The 21,890-nt window shown below is 58.8% G+C and carries 19 protein-coding genes and 2 pseudogenes; 6 read left to right on the plus strand and 15 right to left on the minus strand.

The genetic code is table 11. The features are described 5' to 3' along the window. Window positions 1–122: 122 nt before the first annotated feature. Window positions 123–1,469, minus strand: a complete 1,347-nt coding sequence (gene gdhA / locus BJ985_RS04120; RefSeq protein WP_040425289.1) for an NADP-specific glutamate dehydrogenase — start codon at window positions 1,467–1,469, stop codon at window positions 123–125. A gap of 199 nt (window positions 1,470–1,668) precedes the next feature. On the opposite strand from gdhA, the gene BJ985_RS04125 reads away from it, so the two are divergent. Further along, a complete protein-coding gene (locus tag BJ985_RS04125) occupies window positions 1,669–2,751 on the plus strand; it encodes a glycerate kinase (RefSeq protein ID WP_179386676.1) in 1,083 nt (360 codons plus the stop codon). Here BJ985_RS04125 and BJ985_RS04130 read toward each other — a convergent pair. Beyond that, complete coding sequence (locus BJ985_RS04130) at window positions 2,748–3,146, minus strand: hypothetical protein (protein ID WP_179386677.1); 399 nt, start codon at window positions 3,144–3,146, stop codon at window positions 2,748–2,750. The two genes, BJ985_RS04125 and BJ985_RS04130, sit on opposite strands and share 4 nt — an antisense overlap. A gap of 36 nt (window positions 3,147–3,182) precedes the next feature. Here BJ985_RS04130 and BJ985_RS04135 point away from each other — a divergent pair, with 36 nt between their 5' ends. Then, window positions 3,183–4,388, plus strand: a complete 1,206-nt coding sequence (locus BJ985_RS04135; protein ID WP_179386678.1) for an amidohydrolase — start codon at window positions 3,183–3,185, stop codon at window positions 4,386–4,388. Window positions 4,389–4,487: 99 nt separating this feature from the next. After that, a complete protein-coding gene (locus tag BJ985_RS04140) occupies window positions 4,488–6,878 on the plus strand; it encodes a glycogen/starch/alpha-glucan phosphorylase (RefSeq protein WP_179386679.1) in 2,391 nt (796 codons plus the stop codon). 70 nt (window positions 6,879–6,948) lie between these two features. Here the strand turns inward: BJ985_RS04140 and BJ985_RS04145 are convergent. Then, a pseudogene (locus tag BJ985_RS04145) lies at window positions 6,949–8,043 on the minus strand (alkaline phosphatase); the annotation flags it as partial. Between the two features lie 72 nt (window positions 8,044–8,115). On the opposite strand from BJ985_RS04145, the gene BJ985_RS04150 reads away from it, so the two are divergent. From BJ985_RS04150 to BJ985_RS04160, 3 genes and pseudogenes are all read left to right on the plus strand, one after another. Continuing rightward, entirely contained in the window at window positions 8,116–9,459 is a 1,344-nt protein-coding gene (locus BJ985_RS04150) for an IS256 family transposase (RefSeq protein WP_179386681.1), read from the plus strand. A gap of 309 nt (window positions 9,460–9,768) precedes the next feature. Then, entirely contained in the window at window positions 9,769–10,998 is a 1,230-nt protein-coding gene (locus BJ985_RS04155) for an IS110 family RNA-guided transposase (RefSeq protein WP_005324630.1), read from the plus strand. 25 nt (window positions 10,999–11,023) lie between these two features. After that, window positions 11,024–11,751 (plus strand): annotated as a pseudogene (locus BJ985_RS04160) (IS1634 family transposase); the annotation flags it as partial. A 30-nt stretch (window positions 11,752–11,781) separates the two neighbouring features. Here BJ985_RS04160 and BJ985_RS04165 read toward each other — a convergent pair. The 12 genes from BJ985_RS04165 to BJ985_RS04220 form a co-directional block, all read right to left on the minus strand. Beyond that, on the minus strand, window positions 11,782–12,672 hold the full coding sequence (locus BJ985_RS04165) for a cation diffusion facilitator family transporter (RefSeq protein ID WP_179386683.1): 891 nt from the start codon (window positions 12,670–12,672) through the stop codon (window positions 11,782–11,784). A gap of 293 nt (window positions 12,673–12,965) precedes the next feature. Further along, window positions 12,966–14,381 carry a pyruvate kinase gene (pyk, locus tag BJ985_RS04170; RefSeq protein WP_100067822.1) on the minus strand — a complete coding sequence of 472 codons (1,416 nt, stop codon included), beginning with the start codon at window positions 14,379–14,381 and terminating at the stop codon, window positions 12,966–12,968. Window positions 14,382–14,540: 159 nt separating this feature from the next. Next, on the minus strand, window positions 14,541–15,494 hold the full coding sequence (gene lgt, locus BJ985_RS04175) for a prolipoprotein diacylglyceryl transferase (protein WP_179386684.1): 954 nt from the start codon (window positions 15,492–15,494) through the stop codon (window positions 14,541–14,543). 45 nt (window positions 15,495–15,539) lie between these two features. Then, window positions 15,540–16,370, minus strand: coding sequence for an indole-3-glycerol phosphate synthase TrpC (locus BJ985_RS04180; RefSeq protein WP_179386685.1), 831 nt, complete (start codon window positions 16,368–16,370; stop codon window positions 15,540–15,542). 84 nt (window positions 16,371–16,454) lie between these two features. Then, window positions 16,455–17,093 carry a TIGR02234 family membrane protein gene (locus BJ985_RS04185; protein WP_179386686.1) on the minus strand — a complete coding sequence of 213 codons (639 nt, stop codon included), beginning with the start codon at window positions 17,091–17,093 and terminating at the stop codon, window positions 16,455–16,457. Further along, window positions 17,090–17,452 (minus strand): phosphoribosyl-AMP cyclohydrolase, encoded by a 363-nt coding sequence (gene hisI, locus BJ985_RS04190; protein WP_179386687.1) that lies wholly within the window; start codon window positions 17,450–17,452, stop codon window positions 17,090–17,092. The genes BJ985_RS04185 and hisI overlap by 4 nt, the downstream gene beginning before the upstream one ends. Then, window positions 17,449–18,219 (minus strand): imidazole glycerol phosphate synthase subunit HisF, encoded by a 771-nt coding sequence (gene hisF, locus BJ985_RS04195; protein ID WP_179386688.1) that lies wholly within the window; start codon window positions 18,217–18,219, stop codon window positions 17,449–17,451. The genes hisI and hisF overlap by 4 nt, the downstream gene beginning before the upstream one ends. 29 nt (window positions 18,220–18,248) lie before the next feature. Continuing rightward, a complete protein-coding gene (locus BJ985_RS04200; RefSeq protein ID WP_179386689.1) occupies window positions 18,249–19,031 on the minus strand; it encodes an inositol monophosphatase family protein in 783 nt (260 codons plus the stop codon). 3 nt (window positions 19,032–19,034) lie between these two features. After that, a complete protein-coding gene (gene priA, locus BJ985_RS04205; RefSeq protein WP_179386690.1) occupies window positions 19,035–19,823 on the minus strand; it encodes a bifunctional 1-(5-phosphoribosyl)-5-((5-phosphoribosylamino)methylideneamino)imidazole-4-carboxamide isomerase/phosphoribosylanthranilate isomerase PriA in 789 nt (262 codons plus the stop codon). A gap of 14 nt (window positions 19,824–19,837) precedes the next feature. Continuing rightward, window positions 19,838–20,470, minus strand: coding sequence for an imidazole glycerol phosphate synthase subunit HisH (gene hisH, locus BJ985_RS04210; RefSeq protein ID WP_179386691.1), 633 nt, complete (start codon window positions 20,468–20,470; stop codon window positions 19,838–19,840). A gap of 3 nt (window positions 20,471–20,473) precedes the next feature. Then, window positions 20,474–21,724: an MFS transporter gene (locus tag BJ985_RS04215; protein WP_179386692.1), complete on the minus strand. Its 1,251-nt coding sequence runs from the start codon at window positions 21,722–21,724 to the stop codon at window positions 20,474–20,476. Next, window positions 21,721–21,888, minus strand: coding sequence for a CG2302 family histidine operon protein (locus tag BJ985_RS04220; protein WP_005324605.1), 168 nt, complete (start codon window positions 21,886–21,888; stop codon window positions 21,721–21,723). The genes BJ985_RS04215 and BJ985_RS04220 overlap by 4 nt, the downstream gene beginning before the upstream one ends. Window positions 21,889–21,890: the final 2 nt, after the last annotated feature.

Here is a 21,890-nt window from a genome sequence, read left to right on the forward strand (position 1 = left end):
GCAAACAATCGCCTTCCACCCACCCACTCACACAATCTATGGCGCGTATTTACAGCACAAACTCCCCTTCTCCACTACACAAAGGCAGCACAGAAAGGGAGCTTGAAAGAAGAAGTGAGCAGCTAGATAACGCCCTGTGCCAACATGGCGTCCGCTACCTTCTTGAAGCCAGCAATATTTGCACCGGCAACGTAATCGCCTTCACGGTCATATTCCTTGGCCGTACTATCGATGTTTTTAAAGATATTGGACATGATCGCGTGGAGGCGATCATCGGTGTAATCAAAGGACCAGGAGTCGCGGGATGCGTTTTGCTGCATTTCCAGCGCGGAGGTAGCAACGCCACCAGCGTTGGCTGCCTTGCCCGGCGCGAAGTTGATCTTGGATTCTTGGAAGACGTGGACCGCCTCTGGGGTAGACGGCATATTGGCACCTTCGGCTACGTAACGCACGCCGCCGTCAACGAGCTTCTTGGCAGAATCGCCATCGAGCTCATTTTGGGTGGCACACGGCAGAGCTACGTCTGCCTGCACTTCCCAGATATTTCCCCCCTTGTGGAATTCCACGCCGTTTCCAGCTTCTTCGGCGTAGGTGGAAATACGTTCACGGCGGGTTTCCTTGACGTCCTTGAGCAGCTCAATGTCCACGCCGTTAGGGGTGGTGATGTAGCCGGAGGAATCGGACATGGCCACTACAGTAGCGCCAAGCTCTTGGGCCTTGGCTGCGGCGTAGATGGCCACGTTGCCAGAACCGGAGACGATAACCTTGGCGCCGTCGAAAGACTCGCCGTGCGTCTTCATCATCTCATTGGTGAGGTAGACCGTGCCAAAGCCCGTGGCCTCAGTACGAACCAGGGAGCCACCCCAGGTCAATCCCTTGCCGGTGAGGACGCCGGATTCGTGCTGCGTGGTCAGTCGGCGGTACTGGCCAAAGAGGAAGCCGATCTCGCGGCCGCCGACGCCGATGTCACCGGCCGGCACGTCGCGGTATTCGCCAATATGGCGGTGCAGCTCCGTCATGAAGGACTGGCAAAAGCGCATGACCTCTACCTCGGACTTGCCCTTGGGATCAAAGTCAGAACCGCCCTTGCCGCCGCCAATGGGCAGGCCGGTCAGGGAGTTTTTGAAAATCTGCTCAAAGCCAAGGAACTTGATGATGCCCAGGTTGACCGAGGGGTGGAATCGCAGGCCACCCTTGTAGGGGCCGAGCGCGGAGTTGAACTGAACGCGGAAGCCGCGGTTGACCTGGATGTCGCCACTATCGTCGATCCATGGCACGCGGAAGATGAGCTGGCGTTCAGGCTCGCACAGGCGCTCCACCAGGCCGTAGTCCGCGTACTGCGGGTCTTTTTCTAGGACAATTTTCAGCGAATCCAGGACCTCAGAAACCGCTTGGTGGAATTCCGGTTCTCCCGCATTGCGCTTGAGCAATTTGTCGTAGTACTCAGAGATTTGGCTATCTACTGACATGGTGTGCATTCCATTCTGTGGGCTTGTAAGAACAGATACCAGTTTCCTATCAAACTACCGATAATGCAAGCATGTTCGAGGCTTTAGGGAGACATACAACGCCTTTTACCAGCGACAATAAAGTTAAATATTTTCTGTAGACCGTTCGAATCTTAAGTCGCACCGTGCCCCAGCGCGGGCGGGCTTTATAATCACGGGCATGCATATTGTTGTCGCCCCAGACTCATTTAAAGGCACCGCCTCCGCGCCCGAGGCCGCAGCCAGCATTGCTATGGGGGTGCGCCAAGCGCTTCCCGACGCCACGGTGACCACCCTGCCCATGGCCGATGGCGGCGAGGGCACCGCTGCCGTCCTCGCGCAGGCAGCAGCGGCCGGCGGACAATCCGCCGAGACCATTACCCTGCCCACTACCGACGCCATTGGCCGCTTGACTCAGGCAAGCTATGTTCTCGCCGGAGCCACTGCGTTCATTGACGTCGCCTCTGCCACTGGGCTGCCAGCCGTGCAGGACAGCCTTGATCCGCTCCACGCCGATTCCTATGGCACCGGCGTCTTGATCGCGGACGCAGAAACACGTGGCGCTACCTCGATCGTGCTGGGATTAGGCGGCACCGCCAGCATTGACGCCGGGATGGGCATCCTCACCGCACTCGGCGCCGCCGCGCACGACTCCCGCGGCTATGCCCTGCCCAAGGGCGGCGCTCCCCTCGTTCAGCTAGACCACATCGATACCGCGCAGCTCAATATCAAGGCGGGCATGCTTGACTTCACACTGCTGGCAGATACCCGCGCTACCCCAGTGCAGGCAGCAACCATGTACGGCCCGCAAAAGGGAGCTCAAGGCGAACAAGTAGCGCTGCTGGCCGGCGCCATGCTCCAAGCATGCGAGGTTACCGGCACCGATGCAGATTCTGCATATTATGGCGCCGCGGGTGGCCTTCCCATTGGCCTGTCCTGGCTCTCGCGCACCCTCTGGGGTTCAGACGAACACGTGCGCGTCCTGTCCGGCGGCACGCACGTGGCCGCTGCACTGGGCCTTCCGGAAAAGATCGCTTCGGCCGATCTCGTCATTACCGGCGAGGGCCGCTTTGATGAACAGTCTCTGACCGGCAAGGCAGTCGGAACCATCACGGATCTCGCCCGGCAAGCCGGAACGCCGGTGGGCATTATCGCCGGCTCCTTCGAGCATGACACCGACGCCTACTGCGCTCCCCTTAGCCAAGAAGGCTCGTTGGCCCAGCAGCTAGCGGCGGCCGCCGGGCACATCGTCAAGCAGCTCTAAGGCCGAATGGACAGCGACCACGGGAAGATAGCGGGCCGCTCATGCGCCAGCTCGTCTTCAAGCAATACGTGGTCCTTGGGCAGCACTGCATGCGGGGTGAGAAGGCGCGAGAGCACCATGCCCAGCTGGTTGACGGAGCCACTTACGCCCACCACCGCAATGTCATAGCGGTGCACGCTCGCATCCGCAAGGTCGCGGTCTTCATGCTCGTCGCGATAATTTTGCCGCAGCTGCTCCTCCAACCCCTCTGGAAACTGCGGCGCCTCCGGGCGAGTAACGTCAGCTGAGGAAAGCGAACCGCCCTCCACCAGCTTGTCGGTGGCGGTGGTAAAGATTTCCGCAACGCGCTCTGCTTGCGCGTTGGGAACCAAAACATCAAATTGAATAACCGGCATAGCGCCAACCCTACCCAATCCCTAAGGTGTGAAACCATGTCTGATTCTGCCCGCATCGCCCAGCTCACCACTTCCCAGGAAGCCGATCTGGGGTGGCAGCAGGACTTTTATGAGGACCTGCACCGCCACCCCGAGCTTTCGCATGAAGAGGAGCGCACCGCCGGTCGCATCCGCGCCAAGCTCGCCGATTTTGACTGCGAGGTAGTAGAAAATATCGGCGGCTTTGGCATGGTCGCCATCTTCCGCAACGGCGATGGCCCTACTGCTTTGCTGCGTGCGGACTTTGACGGCCTACCAGTGGAAGAGGCCACCGGCGTGTCCTATTCCGCCACGAATGGAAAGATGCACGCCTGCGGGCACGATATGCACACCACGGCGCTACTGGGTGCCTGCGCGCTTCTCGACGCCTCCCGCAGCTCCTGGTCCGGCACCTTCCTCGCCCTTTTCCAACCTGCCGAAGAATCCTCCGTGGGAGCTAAGGACATGTTGGCCGATAACCTCATCGAGCGCGTGCCTCGTCCCGATATTTGCCTAGGCCAACACATCATGCCCGGCCGCGCCGGCACGGTGCGCCACACCGCCGGTCCCATCATGGCCGGCTGCGATTCCCTGCGCATTCGCGTCTTTGGAAAATCGGCCCACGCTTCCATGCCCCATAACTCCATCGACCCCACCTATATCGCGGCCATGATCGTCACCCGCCTCCAAGCTATTGTGGGCCGCGAAGTTGCCCCGCACGAGTTCTTTGTCATTTCCGTAGGCGAGCTACACTCCGGCGATAAAAACAACATCATTCCCGAATCCGCCGAGCTCGTGCTCAATACGCGCTACTACGATCCCGCACTCGCGGAAAAGGTCTATGCCTCCCTCGAGCGCATGGTCAAGGCCGAGTGTGTGGCGTCCGGAAGCGAGCAAGACCCGACCTTTGAGTACTATGCCCACGGCGAGGTCACCGATAACGACGCCACGGCCCACGCACCAGTGGCCGAGGTTTTCGATGCCGCTTTCGGCTCCGATTCGGTCATCGCCGCCCCTTCTACCGCCTCTGAGGACTTTTGCTACCTACCCCAGGCATGGGGCGTGCCTTATGTCTTCTGGCATATCGGCTGCACCCCGGAAGACGAGTTGCAAGACCCACCGGTCAACCACCAAGCAACCTTCCTGCCGGACTATGCCCCGACCGTCTATGCCTCCACCCGGGCAGCGTATGGTGCGGCATTGACCTACTTGGCAAAGCCCTAAGTACCCGGTGCGCCTTTACCTATTTCCTCCCTGCAAGGCGGCGCCAATCCTATTAAGCTGGCAGGCGTTTCGTGACTTCCCACTACCTTAAGGTTTCACATGAGCCAGCCACGGCACTCTGTTTTCGAATCCACCGTTCCCTCCCATGTTCGTGCGGCCTCCGGTGTAAGCCCGCACAGCGCTTCCTACCGCAAGTTCTGGTCGGGCCTATCTGGTGCCGTCATGGAGCAGATTGCCGATAATTGGGAGCGCACCCGTTCCGCCTACGCTGCGACCCGCCAACAGCACTACTTCTCTGCGGAGTTCCTGCAGGGCCGCGCACTGCTCAATAACCTCACCAACCTAGGCTTGGTCGACGATGCCAAGGCAGCGGCCTCCGCTGCCGACCACGAGCTGAGCGATGTCCTCGAAGCCGAGCACGATGCCGCGCTCGGCAACGGTGGCCTCGGCCGCCTTGCCGCTTGCTTCCTCGATTCCGCTGTCACCCAGGACTACCCCGTCACTGGTTATGGCCTGCTTTACCGTTACGGCCTTTTCCGCCAGTCCTTTGAAAATGGCTTCCAGAAGGAACAGCCTGATGCGTGGATGGAAAACGGCTATGACTTCATCATCCGCCGCGCCTCCGAGCAGCGCCGCGTCCACTTTGATGACATGGACGTGCGCGCCATTCCTTATGACATGCCTATTACTGGCTACGGAACCGATAACGTAGGCACGCTACGCCTGTGGAAGTCCGAGCCCATCGATGAATTCGATTATGATGCCTTCAACTCCCAGCGCTTTACGGAGGCCATTGTCGATCGCGAGCGCGTCATGGATATCTGCCGCGTGCTCTACCCCAACGACACCACCTACGAGGGCAAGGTACTGCGCGTTCGCCAACAGTACTTCTTTGTCTCCGCATCCCTGCAGACCATGGTGGATAACTACATTGCCCAGCACGGCGAGGACCTCACCGGTTTTGCGCAGTACAACTCCATCCAGCTCAATGACACCCACCCAGTGCTCGCCATCCCCGAGCTCCTGCGCATTCTGCTCGATGACCACGGTCTGAGCTGGGATGCGGCGTGGAAGATCGTCACCGAGACCTTCGCCTACACCAACCACACCGTGCTCGCGGAGGCACTGGAGAGCTGGGAAGTGTCCATCTTCCAAAAGCTATTCTGGCGCATCTGGCAGTTGGTGGAAGAAATCGATCGCCGCTTCCGCGAAGACATGGCCCATCGCGGCCTGGATCAGGGTCGCATTGACTACATGGCGCCGGTGTCCAACGGGCAGGTTCACATGGCCTGGATCGCCTGCTACGCCGCTTACTCCATTAACGGTGTCGCCGCCCTGCATACCGAAATCATCAAGGCCGATACGCTGTCCGAATGGCATGAGCTCTGGCCAGAAAAATTCAACAATAAGACCAATGGCGTCACCCCGCGCCGCTGGCTGAAGATGTGCAACCCCCGCCTGGCAGAACTGCTCACCCAGCAGGCTGGTTCCGATGCGTGGGTTACTGACCTCACCCAGCTGGCCAGACTTGCCGATAAGGCCGACGATGCTGACCTACTACGAGAACTGATCGCCATCAAGCAGGCCAATAAGCGCGACTTTGCGCAGTGGGTAAACGTCCACCAAGGCGCTGAAATCGACCCTGATTCTATCTTTGACGTGCAGATTAAGCGCCTGCACGAGTACAAGCGCCAGCTGATGAACGCCCTCTACGTCCTTGACCTCTACTTCCGCATCAAGGACGAGGGCGAAACTGTGCCGAAGCGTACTTTCATCTTTGGTGCCAAGGCCGCACCGGGCTACGACCGCGCTAAGGCGATTATTAAGCTCATCAACACCATCGCAGACCTGGTCAATAACGACCCGGCCACCAAGGACATCATCCGCGTCGTCTTCGTGGAGAATTACAACGTCTCCCCCGCAGAGCACATCATCCCAGCCGCTGATATCTCCGAGCAGATTTCTGTGGCTGGCAAGGAAGCCTCCGGCACGTCCAATATGAAGTTCATGATGAATGGTGCACTGACCTTGGGCACCATGGATGGAGCAAACGTAGAAATCGTCGAGGCGGTTGGCGAGGACAACGCTTATATCTTCGGCGCCCGCAATGAAGAGTTGCCGCAGCTGCGCGCCGAGTACAACCCAGGCGAGCTTTACCAGAGCGTGCCAGGCTTGGCCCGCGTACTGGATGCGCTTGTCGACGGCACCCTGGGCGCAGACAATGCCGGTATCTTCGGCGATCTGCGCGCCTCGCTTCTCGACGGCTTCGGGGAGCACGCCCAAGACCAGTACTACGTCCTAGGTGACTTCGCCGACTACCGCGAGACCCGCGACCGCATGGCCGCGGAGTATAAGGAGGACGAGCTTGCGTGGGCAAAGAAGGCGTGGCTAAATATCTGTTATTCCGGTCGTTTCTCCTCGGACCGAACCATCGCGGACTACGCGAACGAGGTGTGGAAGATCCAGCCGACCCCGATTTCCCAGCGCTAAGAAAAGGTCCTACCCTTCGCTTCCACGGCGGAGGACAGGACCTTTATGTAGGCGGTGTGCCTGATGCTGTTTAGCGCAGGCCCACGCGCTTGAGCTGCTCATAGATGGGCTTCAAGTCAATGTTAAGCACGCCCATCTGCGTAGCTAGGAAGCCGAGGCCGCCGACAACTGCGCCCAGAATCCCCAGACCCGTAGCTAGACCAGCAGCAAAGCCCTTGCTGCTGCCTTCCTTGCCGGCATCAGCGTCATCGGACGGGTTGGCAGCGTCTTCTGGCTGCTCTGGGTCGCCTGCTTGGCCGGTGCCATCGTTCCACCACTCATCAAAGGTCAAGTTGGCTACCAGGGTGTTATCGATGTAGTCACCGCGGACCGAATCGGTTCCAGAGGTACGGGCCATGATGTCCTCGGAGCCGGCGCCCTTGAAGAAGAACGGCACCAACTGGTTGGTGTGCTGACCGGAGTACCAACCGTGGCGAGCAACCTTGCCCTTCTCACCTTCCATAGCGTTGAAGCGGTTATCCGCCTCAGGGTTATCCTCAGTCGGAGCCTCGTTCGCACCGGAGAGATAGCCGGTTTCGTGGTCTGCGGTAACAACCAGCAGGGTCTCCTCCCACGAAGAGTTCTCCTCTACCCACTTGATGGCGGCATCGACCGATTTGTTGAAGTCCTGGGTCTCTTCGATGTCGCGCACCGGGTTATTGCCGTGTCCAGCCCAGTCGATGGCACCGCCCTCGATCATGACGGAGAATCCATCCTCATCCTGCCCCAGTGCGTTGAGTGCGCCGGTGGTCATGGTGGGGAGATCCACGACGTCGTTAAGCGGGTCAGAGTACGGCTCCTTCGTCTCGCCAGAGCGGGAGTTCTGCAAGGTGGATCCTACCTGTGCGATACCCCAGTACTTCTGGCCCGGCTTGACGTCGCCTTCCGCCAGTTTCTTGAAGTCATCGTTGGACTCAAAGTAGTTCCAGTCGGTCTCGCCGGCGGAAAGCTTGGCGTAGTCCTCCTCGTACATAAAGCTGTAGTCCGGAGTATCGACCTTTTGGTGGTCATTGTCGTAGAACGGGTGACCAGCTGCCATGACAACGTCAAGGTCGCTGCCAAGCATCTCGCGGCTGATGTCCGGCAACTTATTGCGGTCCATGTTGTGCGCGGCCCACGCCGCCGGAGTGGCTTCGGAATAGAGAGTGTCTGATGGTTTGTGTGTGGGTACCTAACCCGCATAAGGAGATGGACCAGAATGACTACTGTGGCGAGACGAGATCCGGCTGATAAGGCCAAGATTGATGCGATTGAAAAGAAGCTGCTTGCTAACCCTGAAATCGCGAAGCTGATTGATGACCTAGGCACATCCACAACGGATGCCAATGACCTGGTTCGCGGCATGTTGCAAGCCTCGATTACCAGGGGACTCAACGCTGAAATGGATGCCCACCTGGGCTACGAGTCTGGCGACAGGAGCGCTAAAGCTGCTGCTGGAACAGACAATCACCGCAACGGGTCGTATCCAAAGACCGTGGATTCTAACTACGGGCCAGTCACCGTTGATGTGCCAAGAGATCGGGCTGGAACATTCTTGCCAACTATGGTCCCTAAAGGCTCGAGGAGATTGACTGATGTCGATGACATGATCGTTAGCTTGTACGCCGGTGGGATGACAATTAGGGATATCCAGCATCATATGGCAACGGCGATGCGTGTTGATATTTCCCATGAGACGATTTCAGCGGTTACTGACGCCGTCCTCGATGAGGTCATGGTCTGGCAAAACCGCCAGCTAGACGAGTTCTACCCGGTCATTTTCCTGGATGCGCTGCGCATTAAAGTCCGCGATGGCGGCCGAGTGGTCAATAAGTCCGCGTACATGGCTATCGGCGTGGATCTCGACGGTATCAAGCACATTTTGGGATTGTGGATTGCCAAAGAAGAAGGCGCTTCATTTTGGGCGCAGGTATGTGCCAATCTTTCCAATCGTGGGGTCAAGGACGTCTTTATCGTCTGCTGTGACGGGCTTAAAGGTCTGCCTGAAGCAGTTGAGGCAACGTGGCCGAACTCTATGGTGCAAACCTGTATCGTGCACCTGATTCGTGCCGCTAACCGGTGGGTAGCCTACGGAGATCGCCGGGGCGTATCGGCCGCGTTGAAAAAGATTTACACCGCCACGGACGAGTCCACAGCTAAGGCTGCCTTAGACGAATTTGAAGCCTCTGAATTGGGAGAAAAGTATCCACGCTCAGTCAAGGTCTGGCGAGATGCTTGGGCGCGTTTCGTACCGTTTCTGCAGTTCCCACCAGCGGCCAGAAAAGTAATCTATACGACGAACTCGATTGAATCATTCAACAATGAACTGCGTAAAGCTACCCGCAACAGGGTACAGTTCACCAACGATGAATCAGCGCTCAAGACGCTGTGGCTGATGATCTGCAATATCGAAGACAAACGAGCTGCAAAGAGAGCGAAGCAGGGCAAACGAGTCTCAGCGACAGCCGGCAGACTCATGGAAGGAGCCCGAGTTTCCGGCTGGAAACAAGCCATTAACCAAATGGCCGTGGCCTACCCCGACAGCTTCGACAAATACCTATAAACCTAGCCCCACACACAAACAACTTGACGCTGATAATGGGAATACAGGATCGGAACCACGTGGAATGACCCACTTCTTGACTGGCCATGATCTCCTCATGTGCCTTCAGCGTGATCTGTCTTCCATGTTAGTTCCGACCCTGTACCGCAATCTGGTGAATCCGCCCATGACCTTATAGGAGCGTGACGTCTCCACCGTGACCACCCCGGCAGGTGTCTAGTGTAGTCGTCCCATCAGCGTCTTGTCTGCCCGGAAACCCCGGATCGCGGGTCACCCGCACGTTTGCTCACAGACAGGACCTGATCCCCAATGTCTACCACTTTCGACTGCCCCACCGGCCCCGTTGCCGGAATCGACACCCACACCGATACCCACACTGTTGCCGTTATTTCGGACACCGGCCGGCACATCGCCACCGACACCTTCCCCGCCACCAACCCTGGCTACGTGGCGATTTCAGAGTTCATGGCAACCTACGGTGTCACCACCGTCGGTGTGGAAGGAACCAGCTCCTATGGAGCAGGCCTGACACGCCACCTTCGCACCCAGAAATACTCAGTCGTAGAAGTCTTACGCCCTACCCGGGCCGTTCGACGCCGGGACGGCAAATCAGACCCCGTTGATGCTGTCGCTGCCGCCCGCCAGGTGCTCACCGGGGAAGCCTTAAGCATCCCGAAAGACACTTCCGGGCCAGTGGAATCCCTCCGTGGGTTGCAGATCACCCGCCGTCAGCTCGTGATGACAGCAGCGAAACTGATGACAACGATCAAATCGTTGCTGGTCACAGCACCCGATGAGATTCGACGCCGCTATAGTGCGATGTCCACATTGGTCATGGTGGAGGCCTTGTCCCGGTGCCGACCATCAGCTGACCTGGCCGACCCCAGAAATGGGGTGCTCCTCGCGTTGAAGACATTAGCCACCACCTATCGTGATTTACAGAAACAGGGTACGCAGCTGGAAAAACACATCAGTATCCTGGTTGAGATGATCAATCCGCATGTGACCTCGATATTTGGGTGTGGTTCCGTGGTGGCTGCTGATCTGATTGTCAGTGTGGGGGATAATCCAGGCCGGATTCACTCCGAGGCAGCATTAGCTCATCTGTGCGGGGCCGCACCGATTCCGGCTAGTTCTGGACGGACTCATCGGCACCGTCTCAACCGGGGTGGTGATCGTCGGGCGAATTCTGCGTTGCATCGGATCGCGTTGGTGCGGATGCATCATGACCAACGCACCAGGGACTACGTAGCCAAACGCACCAAGGAAGGATTGTCGAAAAAGGAGATCTTACGGTGTCTGAAACGCGCCATTGTCAGGGAGGTCTACCGGGTGTTGTGCTTGGGTCAGGCCGTTCTTCCAACGGGCCAGGTAGAGGTTGATGAACTCAAAGCTCGACGGATCGAGAGGCAGTTATCGCAAGCCCAGGTTGCTGAAAAACTCGGGTGTGCCCCGGCGAGAATCAGTGATATCGAAACCGGCAAGCGCCCTTTGCCGGAGTTGAGGTTGGCTTATGAAGAACTTCTCAAATCAGCTTGACACAACATAGGAGCATCACCCTCCGAACAAGCAAGCATTGATAGATGCAGGTCTGCACTACATTTTGTCGGTGAAACCCCACCGTGCCTGAGGTGATTGAAACCTGGCGGCGGGAAATCCCTGGTGAAGCCTACGCCCACGGCCAGATCTGGACACAAGCCTCGGCAAGCGATGCGCGCAAACACACAACCCCGAATACGGTGACCCACTTCCAGTACTCCTATGATCGGGCCAGACGCGGCCTGCGCGGAATCAAAGAGCAAGTCGCAAAAGCCAAACGCGCTGTTGACGGCGAAATCGCCATTAAGCGCAACCGCTATTTCGATCTTTCCACCCCGAACAAGAAGGTCAACTACGCTCTTGCTGCCAAACACCGAGCCCTAGCCGGAATTAAAGGCTATGAAACCGACCTGACCGCTCTTCCCGCCCAGGAGGTTATCGGGCATTACCGCAGGCTATTCCACATTGAAAATGTCGTATCGGATGTCGAAATCAGACCTGAAAGCACGCCCAATCTATGCGAGGAAACAAAACTCGATCACAGCACATCTCAATATTGTGATGGCAGCACTAGCCGTGACCCACCTGATGGAGCCCCGCAGTGGTCACTTCATCAAACGCCTCGTGAGAACACTCAAGAAATACCGCAGCTTTCAACTCGTCGTTGGCGGCGAAACCATTCACGCCGCCGTACCATTCCCGCCCGACCTCACTGCCACCATCCAAGTAATCACCGGCCGCGAACTTCCGCACAAAATTGGCCTAAGTCAGGTTAGAAGGGAATCAGCACACCGTCTCGTGGGATTCGTGCTCTGGGTGCTCAATCTGGATGGTGGAGTGCTCGATACCGTGTTCGCGCAGGGCCTGCTGGGCGGCATCCAACAGCGGGCCGGTGCCGACGGTGCCGTCGCGCACGATATGCACGGTCGTGAGCACGTTCACGCCGTCCAGGCTCCACAGGTGCAGGTCGTGGATGTCAGCAACGCCCTCGACCTGCCGCAGCGCGGGCTCGATCGCACTGGCGTCGAAGTCCGCCGGGACTTGCTCGAGCAGCACGCTCGCCGAAAGCCGCATGAGCTGCCAAGCGCGCGGCAGCACCATCGCCGCGATCGCTAGGGAGGCGATCACGTCCGCCGCCACAAACCCCGTGGTCAGTACCACGATGCCGGCCACGATTACTGCGATCGAGCCGAGCATATCCACTAACACGTGCAAGAACGCGCCCTCCACGTTGATCGAGGATTTGCGGTGCCGGTGCAGAACCCACGCCGATAGCGCATTCGCCACCAGGCCGATCACCGCGATGATCAGCATCGTTTTTCCCTGCACTTCGGCCGGGCTCTGCAGGCGGCGCACCGCCTCGACGACAATCCACACCGAGATCGCCAGCACCATCACTGCGTTCGCCAGTGCAGCAAGCACCTCCACTCGTCGGTAGCCGTACGTGGCCTGAGCCGATGCTTGTCGGCGCCCAACCAACACCGCTAACACCGCGATGATCAACCCCGCAGCGTCGGAAAGCATGTGCATCGCATCCGCCATCAGCGCCATCGAACCCGCCAACCAGCCGCCGATCAGCTCCGCGAAGAAGACGGTGCCGGTAATGCCTAGCGCAATCAAGAGTGCGCGCAGCGGCGTGCCGGAGTGATCGTGGTCGTGGTGCTCGTGTGCCATGCACTCAGCCTATCCCCGTCGACGCTTATTGACAATTAATTGAAAATGGATGGCGGTAAGCGCAGCCACTGAGGCCAAGTCGGCCTGATTTAGGTCATTGTGCAGTTGTCCTTTGAATGTGTAGAGAAGCTGAAACATGAACAACCAAAAAGTACTGCAGCCGCATGTCAGGAAAGCAACCGCTGAGTGTACTCGAGGTAAATATAAATCTACATTTGTATAAATGTATATAGAAAAGCGCCGCGAGCCGTGGAACGTGTTAAAGGGTGGGTCGCGGCGCTCGTGCCAAAAATCTACTTCTTGGTTTCACCCAACAAGTGACACTGAATCATGTTGGTGTTGCCAGCAATTCCTGGAGGAGTACCAGCAATGACGACAATCATGTCGCCTTCCTCGTACCTGTCCATCTCCAGCAATGCATCATCGATAGCTTCCATCATGTCATCGGTGGACTTAACGTGCGGGCTCAAGAAGGTCTCAGCACCCCACGTCAAAGCTAGCTGGGAGCGAACCGCTGGGTCCGGCGTAAACGCCAACAGCGGAAGCTGGGAGTGCAGGCGAGCCACGCGCTTAGCGGTATCGCCGGAGGTAGTAAAGGCTACGATGGCCTTTGCATTGAGGCGCTCGGCAATATCGCGGGCGGAATAGGACACCACACCACGCTTGGTGCGCGGAACGTGGGACAGCGGTGGAACCTTGCCGCCATCTTCAGCATTAGCCACGATCTTGGACATGGTGCGCACGACGTTCTGCGGGTCAATACCCACGGAAGTCTCACCAGAGAGCATAACGGCGTCAGCGCCATCGAGAACGGCGTTAGCCACGTCGGAAGCCTCTGCACGGGTCGGGCGCAGGTTAGAAATCATGGAATCCAGCATCTGGGTAGCCACGATGACCGGCTTAGCGTTCTCGCGAGCAATCTGGATAGCGCGCTTCTGGAACAGCGGCACGCGCTCCAGCGGCACCTCAACACCGAGGTCGCCACGGGCAATCATGATGGCATCGAATGCCAGCACGATAGACTCGAGCGCGTCTACTGCCTCAGGCTTTTCCAGCTTGGCAATGACTGGAACGCGGCGACCCTCTTCGTCCATAATCTCATGGACCTTATCCACATCTGCTGGGGAGCGGACGAAGGACAGTGCCACGAGGTCAACGCCGAGATTCAAAGCGAAGCGCAGGTCAGCGATATCCTTTTCCGACAAAGCCGGCACGGAGATATCCATACCAGGGAGGGAAACGCCCTTGTTATTGGAAACCGGGCCACCTTCGGTGACCTCACAGACGACGTCGTTGCCGTCGACTTCCTTACAAACAACGGCAACCTTGCCGTCGTCAATCAGCAGGCGGTCACCTGGCTTAGCATCTTTGGCCAGGCCCTTGTAGGTGGTGGAGACGCGGTCATGGGTGCCTTCGATATCGTCCACGGTAATGCGGACGATCTGGCCGTTATCCCACTGCTCCTCGCCGTTGATAAAGCGGCCAAGGCGAATCTTGGGGCCTTGGAGGTCCGCCAAGATACCTACGGCGCGGCCGGTCTTATCGGTGGCTTGGCGCACCCAGTTGTAATTCGCCTCGTGGTCTGCATGCTCGCCGTGAGACATATTCAGGCGGGCAACGTCCATGCCGTCCTGTACGAGGCGCAAGATGCCGTCCTCGCTAGCAACGGCAGGGCCGAGAGTACAAACAATCTTCGTTCTTCTATCCAGCATTATTGGCCTATTCCGTCGGGGGAAATTGAACACTCCCCAACCTACTCCTTCGAAAGGATTGGGGCCACAATTTTGTGGTTCCATTTTCTGAACGGACACCACAAAATGCCCCATTTCCCACAAAAACAAATCCAACCGGGCACACTTGGGCAGTATTTACGTCGATAAAGAGCCCGGTTGCTGCCCATCAGATACCGCGTGCTCTGGGCTGTGCTCATCAGCATCCCGGCGCTCCGCCCAATACTTAGGATCTACCTCTTCGGGGGACTCTGGCCCCTGGCGGTGCCTATCGAGCACGAAGAAGACAATCGCGGCGATGAGAAAAATCGCTAGGGAGACGATGATATTCACGCGGACCCCAAAGATATGGGTCGCTTCATCGGAACGCATCCCTTCAATAAAGAAGCGGCCCAATGTATAGCCCATGACATAGAGAGCAAAGACGCGGCCGTGCCCCAACTTCCAGGCCTTGTGAGCCCACAAGAGGAAAAGGCAGACCAAGACATTCCACACGAGCTCGTACAGGAAGGTCGGGTGCACCGAGGTCATGACCTCACCCGTGGAGTGTCCGGAAACGGGAGCATAGCCACCATTTTCATTGACGCGGTAATAGATGTCTAAAGCCCACGGAACGTCGGTCGGGCGTCCGTAGAGCTCCTGGTTAAACCAGTTACCTAGGCGTCCAATCGCTTGCGCGAGGACGAGGCCTGGCGCCACCGCGTCAGCAAAGGGGCCGAGCGGCACCTTCTTCACTTTAAAAAGCACCCATAAAGCTAGTGCGCCCAAGGCTACGGCGCCCCAAATGCCCAGGCCGCCGTTGGTAATCTTCAGCGCGTCCGCGGGATTGCAGCTATCGCAGAAGTACTTCTGGTTATCGGTAATGACGTGGTAGAGCCGCCCGCCAATGATGCCGGCTGGGATGACCACGATGGCGGCATCCCATACTGTGTCTGGGTTACCGCCGCGTGCGGTATAGCGGCGTAAGGTCATTCGCAGGGCGACGATAATTCCTACGATGATGCACAGCGCATAGGCACGAATGGGAATGGGCCCCAACTGCCACACGCCCTGCGGCGGAGACGGAATATTTGCAAGAATTTCTGTGTGCACGTAGCTAGTGTGCCTTATCCCCCACCCCACCAGCTAGTTGGGGCCTTAATCTATCTTGCGCGCGGGGCACGCTGGATGCTGCCCGGCAGCCACCAAGGAGCGCGCCAGCGCCGTAGGATCTTGGGCAGCCATGACGGATTCGCCCACCAAAACTGCATCGGCGCCGCGTGAAGCATAGTGAAACAGGTTGCGCGCGTTGTTTACCCCGCCTACTGCGATGCGCAGGATGGATTCTGGCAGGCCTGGGGCGATATCGTTAAACGCCTCGCGGTTAATGGCATCCGAAGCCAACGACCACGCATTGATGGCGATGACGCTACTTCCTGCCTTGATTGCGCGGTCGACCTCTGCGCAGTTGCGTACCTCTACGATGGCGGTCATACCGAGCGATTCCACGCGGTCTAAAAGCGCCTCCAGGCGAGCTTGCTCTAAGAGCTCTACCTGCAGCGGAATGGCATCGGCCCCAAAGCACCGGGCTTCATGAATTTGGTAGGGGTCCACGATGAGATCGCGCGACATCATGGGAATATCAATCGCAGCACGGGCAGCTGCCATGTCTTCTAAAGAACCGTGGAAACGGCGGAAATCAGTCTGGCATGCCATGAGATGTACGCCGCAGTGTTCAAAGGTGCGGGCCCATTCCGCCATCTGTTCCGCAGAGCCAACATGAGCGATTTCGCCGCCGTAGGGTACGGCGCGCTTGAGCTCCGTGATGACCGAGCAGCCTGTGCGTAGCAAAGCCGCGCGTGCATCTCGGGGAGGTTCCATGTCACGCGAGCGCGCCTTCACCTCTTTAAAGGACACGCGGGCTTCCCGTGCAGCGACGTCCTCCAAGACTCCTGCAACAAGGTGGTCAACGGCAATGGGCGTAGGCATCAGCACCTCCCTCCACGGGCGATTAAGATCACACTTAGGTTAACCTGCTCACCTGCCGTTCCGGAAATTGCACAGGAAACGGGGCTAATTTTTGTCCATATCAGTGGGATCGATATCACTATCAAGCGCGTCCCACATCACACGGCCAGAGTCGGAGGAGGTTTCCAAATCCTCCTCCAACTTTTCCTGCCGTGCCGCTGGGGTTTCGTATTTGCTCGACACCTTCGCCTTATCCTCGCCTGGATTGCGTGCAAGCATCACTGCACCGAAGAGGGCTGCTGCCGCACCTATGAGAGCCAGAATAGGTCCCAGGGAATGCACCTCGGTGGAAACGACGGTGGCCCAGTCAGAGATCTGGGCAGAATCAACGGCGTTTTCATTGGCCGAGGCCCCCTGCAGGATCTTCTGCGCGCGCTCGGTGTCCGCGCCCGCAGTCAGCAGGCTCACCGGGGTCCATGCGCTGGCCGCGGCCGCGAGGGCGCACACAACACCCACCACTCGCCTACCAACGCGCCGCAGCGCCATCCCCGCGACGGCACCGGCTACCAGAACGAGGGTCAAGGCCATGATCTCCAGCGACCAAGCCGAGCCGATGATGTCATTGGCCGCGGAGCCGGCCTTATCGTCCTCGCTGGCGGCTACCACCCACGTGGCACGGGAGGACAGCCACAATACGATGGCTCCTACAGCGATAAGTAGTGGTCCAAGGCGTCTAGCCTTCACGGTTGCCCTCCTAGGAGATCGGTGGCGTCAAAGCACGTGCGGTCGCCGGTATGGCAGGCGCCGCCGCGCTGCCGCACGGTCAGCAGAATAGTATCTCCATCGCAGTCAAGGCGAACGCCCAGCACCTCTTGGGTATTTCCAGAAGTCTCTCCCTTGACCCAATACTCATTGCGCGAGCGCGAAAAATACGTTGCCTTGCGGGTGGCGAGGGTATGGGCCAAAGCGTGGTCATCCATCCAGGCCATCATCAGCACCTCACCAGATTCAGCCTGGGCTATGGCCGGCACTAAGCCTTGCTCATTGCGCTTGAGCTGCTTGGCGATGCCCCCGTTAAGTTCATAGTTGCCCGGGGTACTCATCGGCGCACCTCGTAGCCCGCAGCGTCCAAGGCGTCTTTCACGTCGCTGATTTCTACCTCACCGAAGTGAAAAATACTTGCTGCCAAGACGGCATCGGCGCCGGCTGCAACGGCTGGTGGGAAATCCGCGGCTTTTCCCGCGCCGCCAGAGGCGATAACGGGAATGATCACCGCTGCGCGCACGGCGCGCAGCAATTCAAGGTCAAATCCTTCCTTTGTGCCATCGCCATCCATTGAGTTGAGGAGGATCTCCCCTACGCCGAGTTCTTCGCCGCGGCGTGCCCATTCGATGGCGTCGATCCCGGCCGATTCCGTACCGCCGTGCGTGGTCACCTCAAAGCCGGATGGCGCATACTCTTCGCGGCGCCGGCGAGCATCAACAGACAGCACGATGCATTGGGTCCCGAAAATCTCAGCCATTTCACGCAGCAGTTCCGGATTCTTAATGGCCGCGGTGTTTACAGAAACCTTATCTGCCCCAGCGCGCAATAATTCCCTGACGTCATCAACGCTGCGAACTCCGCCACCCACCGTCAAGGGGATGAATACCTGGTCTGCGGTGCGGCGCACTACCTCGAGCATGGTGGAGCGGCCTTGTTTAGAAGCAGAGACATCCAAGAAGGTAAGTTCATCGGCTCCTAGGGCGTCATAACGCGCGGCCAACTCCACTGGGTCGCCGGCATCGCGCAGGTTGCCAAAGTTGATGCCCTTGACCACGCGACCTTGGTCCACGTCTAGGCAGGGGATCACGCGTACGGCTACAGCCATGGCGGCCGCCTCCTTTGAAGGTTTAAATTTTAGCGGTGAAAAGTACCGGTATGACGAGACAGGATATCCACGATGGTGGCATGGACCTGCGGGGTACCTGCCACCATGCCGCGTGACTGCGCAGTCCACGGGTTTCCGTCCGGATCGGTAACAACTCCACCGGCTGCCTGGATCTGCAGTGCACCCGCGGCGTTATCCCAGGGGTGCGGAGAGAAGTTAATCGCACCATCGAACACACCCTGCGCGACGAAGGCATTATCAAGCCCCACAGAACCGGTCATTCGCGGTCGCAGTCCGGTCTCGCGCAGCTCATGGAAGATTTCGGTAGGCAGGTGGGAAGAGCAGCCCACGTGGCCGCGTGCTTCATCAAATCCCATTGCTTCGTCCCCTCCTCCGAAGCCAGTGGCAGGCCCACCTACTGAGCGCAGTGGGGAGCCATCGCAGGTGACCAGACGGCGCCCCAGGAGCGGGAAGTCAGATACCGCAGCAACAGGGGCGCCCTCATGAATGAGCGCCACTAGAATGCCGGCCATAGGGTTTCCGGCGGAGTAGTTTGCGGTGCCATCGATCGGATCTACCACCCACACGGTATCGAGCACGCTGCCGCCCGATTCTTCTCCATAGACCGGGATGCCGGTCATCTGGGTCAAGATATCGCGCAGCTGTTGCTCGATGACGAGATCTACCTCGGTGGCAAAATCTCCTTGCCCCTTAAAACGGGCGGGCGCAGCTCCGAGGCCGGAGCGAAAAATGGGTTCTACTTGGTCTACGGCCGCCTCCGCGAAGGCCACCAACTCGCGGGGTTCCATCATGGCTTAGTTGTCCTCAGGATCGAAAGGGTCAATGGTTTCTTCCGCCGGCAGCGGCTCTACCTCGGCCACCGCAGCGAGTGCTTCGTCGAGGGTGAAATTCCCTTCGTACAGGGCCTTGCCAATAATGGCGGAATCGATGCCCTCATTTACATAAAGCGCGAGCTCTCGCAGGTCTTCCACGCTAGAAATGCCACCGGAGGCGGTGATCTTTGCCTCCGTCGCCATCGCTACCTCGCGCAGGAGCTCAGTATTGGGTCCGGTGAGCGTGCCGTCTTTAGACACGTCGGTCACCACAAAGCGCTGGCATCCGGCAGCGTCCAAGCGCTCGAGTACTTCCCACAGGTCGCCGCCATCAGAGACCCAGCCATTGCCGGCAGTACGCCATTCGCCGCCTTCCTCGCGCACGGCGAGATCCACGGCGACCTTATCGCCAAAGCGCGCGAGGATGTCCTCGATCCATTCCGGCTGCTCTAGAGCAGCCGTGCCGATACTAATGCGCTGCGCGCCGGTAGCCAGCGCGCGCTCCACCGCGGCATCATCCCCTATGCCGCCACTAAGCTCCACATTTACGCCCAGCTCACGAGTAATCGTCGCCATTTCTTCGTGGTTGGAGCCTCGACCAAAGGCCGCATCCAAATCCACAAAGTGCAGCCAGTGCGCGCCTTGGGACTGCCACTTTTGCGCGGCATCGCGCGGGGAGCCGTACGAGGTTTCGGTGCCTGCTTCGCCTTTATCTAGGCGCACGGCTTGGCCTTGAGATACATCGACTGCTGGCAAGAGCGTAAAAGTCATATTCTTCATCCTACCTAGAGCGTGCGCATCCAGTTTTCCAAAAGCTGTGCACCGGCGTCCCCGGATTTTTCAGGGTGGAATTGGGTCGCCCACAGGGCGCCGTTTTCTACGGCCGCGACGAACCTATCGCCCGCGTGCTCGGCCCAGCTCACCTGCGGCGGACGGGTAATTTCCGTTTCCAATTCCCACCGGCGAACACCGTAGGAATGCACGAAATAAAACCGCTCGTCTTCGGCCACCCCGGCAAACATATCGCTGCCGACGGGTACCTCTACGGTATTCCACCCCATGTGCGGCAGCACCGCAGACTGCAACTTTTCCACGGTGCCGGGCCACTCGCCGCAACCGGTGGAGTTGATGTTGTGTTCCACTCCGGCGTCGAAAAGCACCTGCATGCCTACGCAAATGCCCAACACCGGCCGCTCTCCTGCCAAGCGCTGGCCGATGACCCGAGGCCCCTGGACCGCGCGCAGCCCGCGCATGCAGGCAGCAAAGGCACCCACGCCGGGAACAAGCAGGCCGTCCGCTTCCACCGCTTCCTTGGGGTCTGCGGTGACGGTAACGTCCGCGCCTACCCGCTCCAGCGCGCGCTGGGCTGAGCGCACATTGCCCGCGCCATAATCCAATAATGCGACCGTCTTTGCCATGGGCTATACCTTACGCATGCGACGCAGTCGCGTCCGGATATCGTTGGTTTCGCTCACGCGGGTGCGCCCAAGGATAAAATCTGCCAGCGTCATCACAACGCCGGCGACGAGGATGACCACGCCGGCGCCAAAAGCCCCTGCATAGCCGTAGCCGGCGACCAAGGCGCCCAAGAGGGTCGAGCCCAAGCCAGTGCCGCCATCATAGAAAATATTCCAGATGGCCGAAGCCTCCGAGACGCGCTCGCGCGGCAGGCGGTCAAACATCGACAGCAGGGCCTCATTTTGCGCAATACCGAAGGCACCACCGAAGAGGAAGGCACCCAGCACGAGCCACCACACGGAACCGTCGAGGTACAGCGGGACGGCGATGGCGAGCACGCCCACGATGGCCATGATCTGACTGGGGATATACAGACGGCCTGGGGTGCCTACGCGGTCTGCCACCATGCCGGCAAAGTAGCGGAAAATCATGGCGGCGCCGCCCACGATGGACAGCATGATACCGGCCAAGCTGGCGCCGCGCTCGGCATCAAGTTCTTGTACCGCGGGCGGCAGGAAGGATGACACGGCGCCATAGCTCATTGAAAATGTCGTTAGCGCCAGCGCAGGAACGAGCACTAGCTTCCACGTAGGAACGCGGATAAGGTTCGGCTCCTCTTCAGTATCGGAGGCGAGCGTGACCTTAATCTTGGGAATGCGCAGGCACAGGCCAAAGCCCACAAAGCCAATGATGCCGGCGGTGATATACGTCGAGGCATAACCCAGCTTTTCCGCCATGATCAATCCCAGGGGCAAAAAGACCATTTGGCCCAGGCCGGTAAAGACACCAATCATGCCGGTAGCCTTGCCCAGCAAGCGTACGGGCGCCAGTTCCGCAATAAGCGCGGACTCAGAAACGGTCAGCGCGCCAAAGCCCACGCCGCGCAGAGCGGAAAAGAGCAGGACAACCCAAGCATCAGTACCCAAGAGGTGGCCAAAGGCAGGTACACCCAGGGTAAAAGCGGACAGCGCCATCACGCGGCGGTAGCCCCACCGGCGCAGGAGCCACGGAGAGATGATCTGGGTCAGCACGGTAAAGGCCATGAAGATGCCCGTGGATGAGCCCGCCAAGGTAGCTGAGCCGCCGGAGTCAATGACCGCTAGCGGCACCACTGGAAGGAGGATGGACCACGCACCGAAGGCCGCGGCGATGGCCAACATGGTCGCGGTATAGCCCGGAACCTTCCAGATATTAGTTTCTTGGGTATTGCTCATTTACCAAACGCTCCTACCATCCACGAGATTGCTGCTACCACGGTGATTGCGGCCAAAAGAGAGGCTACTACTGTCATTGCCTTCGACCCCTGTTGGTAGGCAGACCATGCGCCTCCCACCAGCATGCCAGCTACGAGGAAGAGGACCAAGATCATAAAGTGCATGC

It is taken from the genome of Corynebacterium tuberculostearicum (assembly GCF_013408445.1).
GTDB classification, from domain to species: Bacteria; Actinomycetota; Actinomycetes; order Mycobacteriales; family Mycobacteriaceae; genus Corynebacterium; species Corynebacterium tuberculostearicum.

Bases quoted from the DNA above. Each gene is read 5' to 3' on its own strand.
- BJ985_RS04180 (WP_179386685.1), bottom strand. From the start codon at position 16,370: ATGCCTACGCCCATTGCCGTTGACCACCTTGTTGCAGGAGTCTTGGAG.
- BJ985_RS04220 (WP_005324605.1), bottom strand. From the start codon at position 21,888: ATGCACTTTATGATCTTGGTCCTCTTCCTCGTAGCTGGCATGCTGGTG.
- BJ985_RS04135 (WP_179386678.1), top strand. From the start codon at position 3,183: ATGTCTGATTCTGCCCGCATCGCCCAGCTCACCACTTCCCAGGAAGCC.
- hisH (WP_179386691.1), bottom strand. From the start codon at position 20,470: ATGGCAAAGACGGTCGCATTATTGGATTATGGCGCGGGCAATGTGCGC.
- hisF (WP_179386688.1), bottom strand. From the start codon at position 18,219: ATGGCTGTAGCCGTACGCGTGATCCCCTGCCTAGACGTGGACCAAGGT.
- BJ985_RS04215 (WP_179386692.1), bottom strand. From the start codon at position 21,724: ATGAGCAATACCCAAGAAACTAATATCTGGAAGGTTCCGGGCTATACC.
- BJ985_RS04165 (WP_179386683.1), bottom strand. From the start codon at position 12,672: ATGGCACACGAGCACCACGACCACGATCACTCCGGCACGCCGCTGCGC.
- priA (WP_179386690.1), bottom strand. From the start codon at position 19,823: ATGACTTTTACGCTCTTGCCAGCAGTCGATGTATCTCAAGGCCAAGCC.
- BJ985_RS04130 (WP_179386677.1), bottom strand. From the start codon at position 3,146: ATGCCGGTTATTCAATTTGATGTTTTGGTTCCCAACGCGCAAGCAGAG.
- BJ985_RS04155 (WP_005324630.1), top strand. From the start codon at position 9,769: ATGTCTACCACTTTCGACTGCCCCACCGGCCCCGTTGCCGGAATCGAC.
- BJ985_RS04140 (WP_179386679.1), top strand. From the start codon at position 4,488: ATGAGCCAGCCACGGCACTCTGTTTTCGAATCCACCGTTCCCTCCCAT.
- BJ985_RS04200 (WP_179386689.1), bottom strand. From the start codon at position 19,031: ATGATGGAACCCCGCGAGTTGGTGGCCTTCGCGGAGGCGGCCGTAGAC.
- BJ985_RS04150 (WP_179386681.1), top strand. From the start codon at position 8,116: ATGACTACTGTGGCGAGACGAGATCCGGCTGATAAGGCCAAGATTGAT.
- gdhA (WP_040425289.1), bottom strand. From the start codon at position 1,469: ATGTCAGTAGATAGCCAAATCTCTGAGTACTACGACAAATTGCTCAAG.
- hisI (WP_179386687.1), bottom strand. From the start codon at position 17,452: ATGAGTACCCCGGGCAACTATGAACTTAACGGGGGCATCGCCAAGCAG.
- BJ985_RS04125 (WP_179386676.1), top strand. From the start codon at position 1,669: ATGCATATTGTTGTCGCCCCAGACTCATTTAAAGGCACCGCCTCCGCG.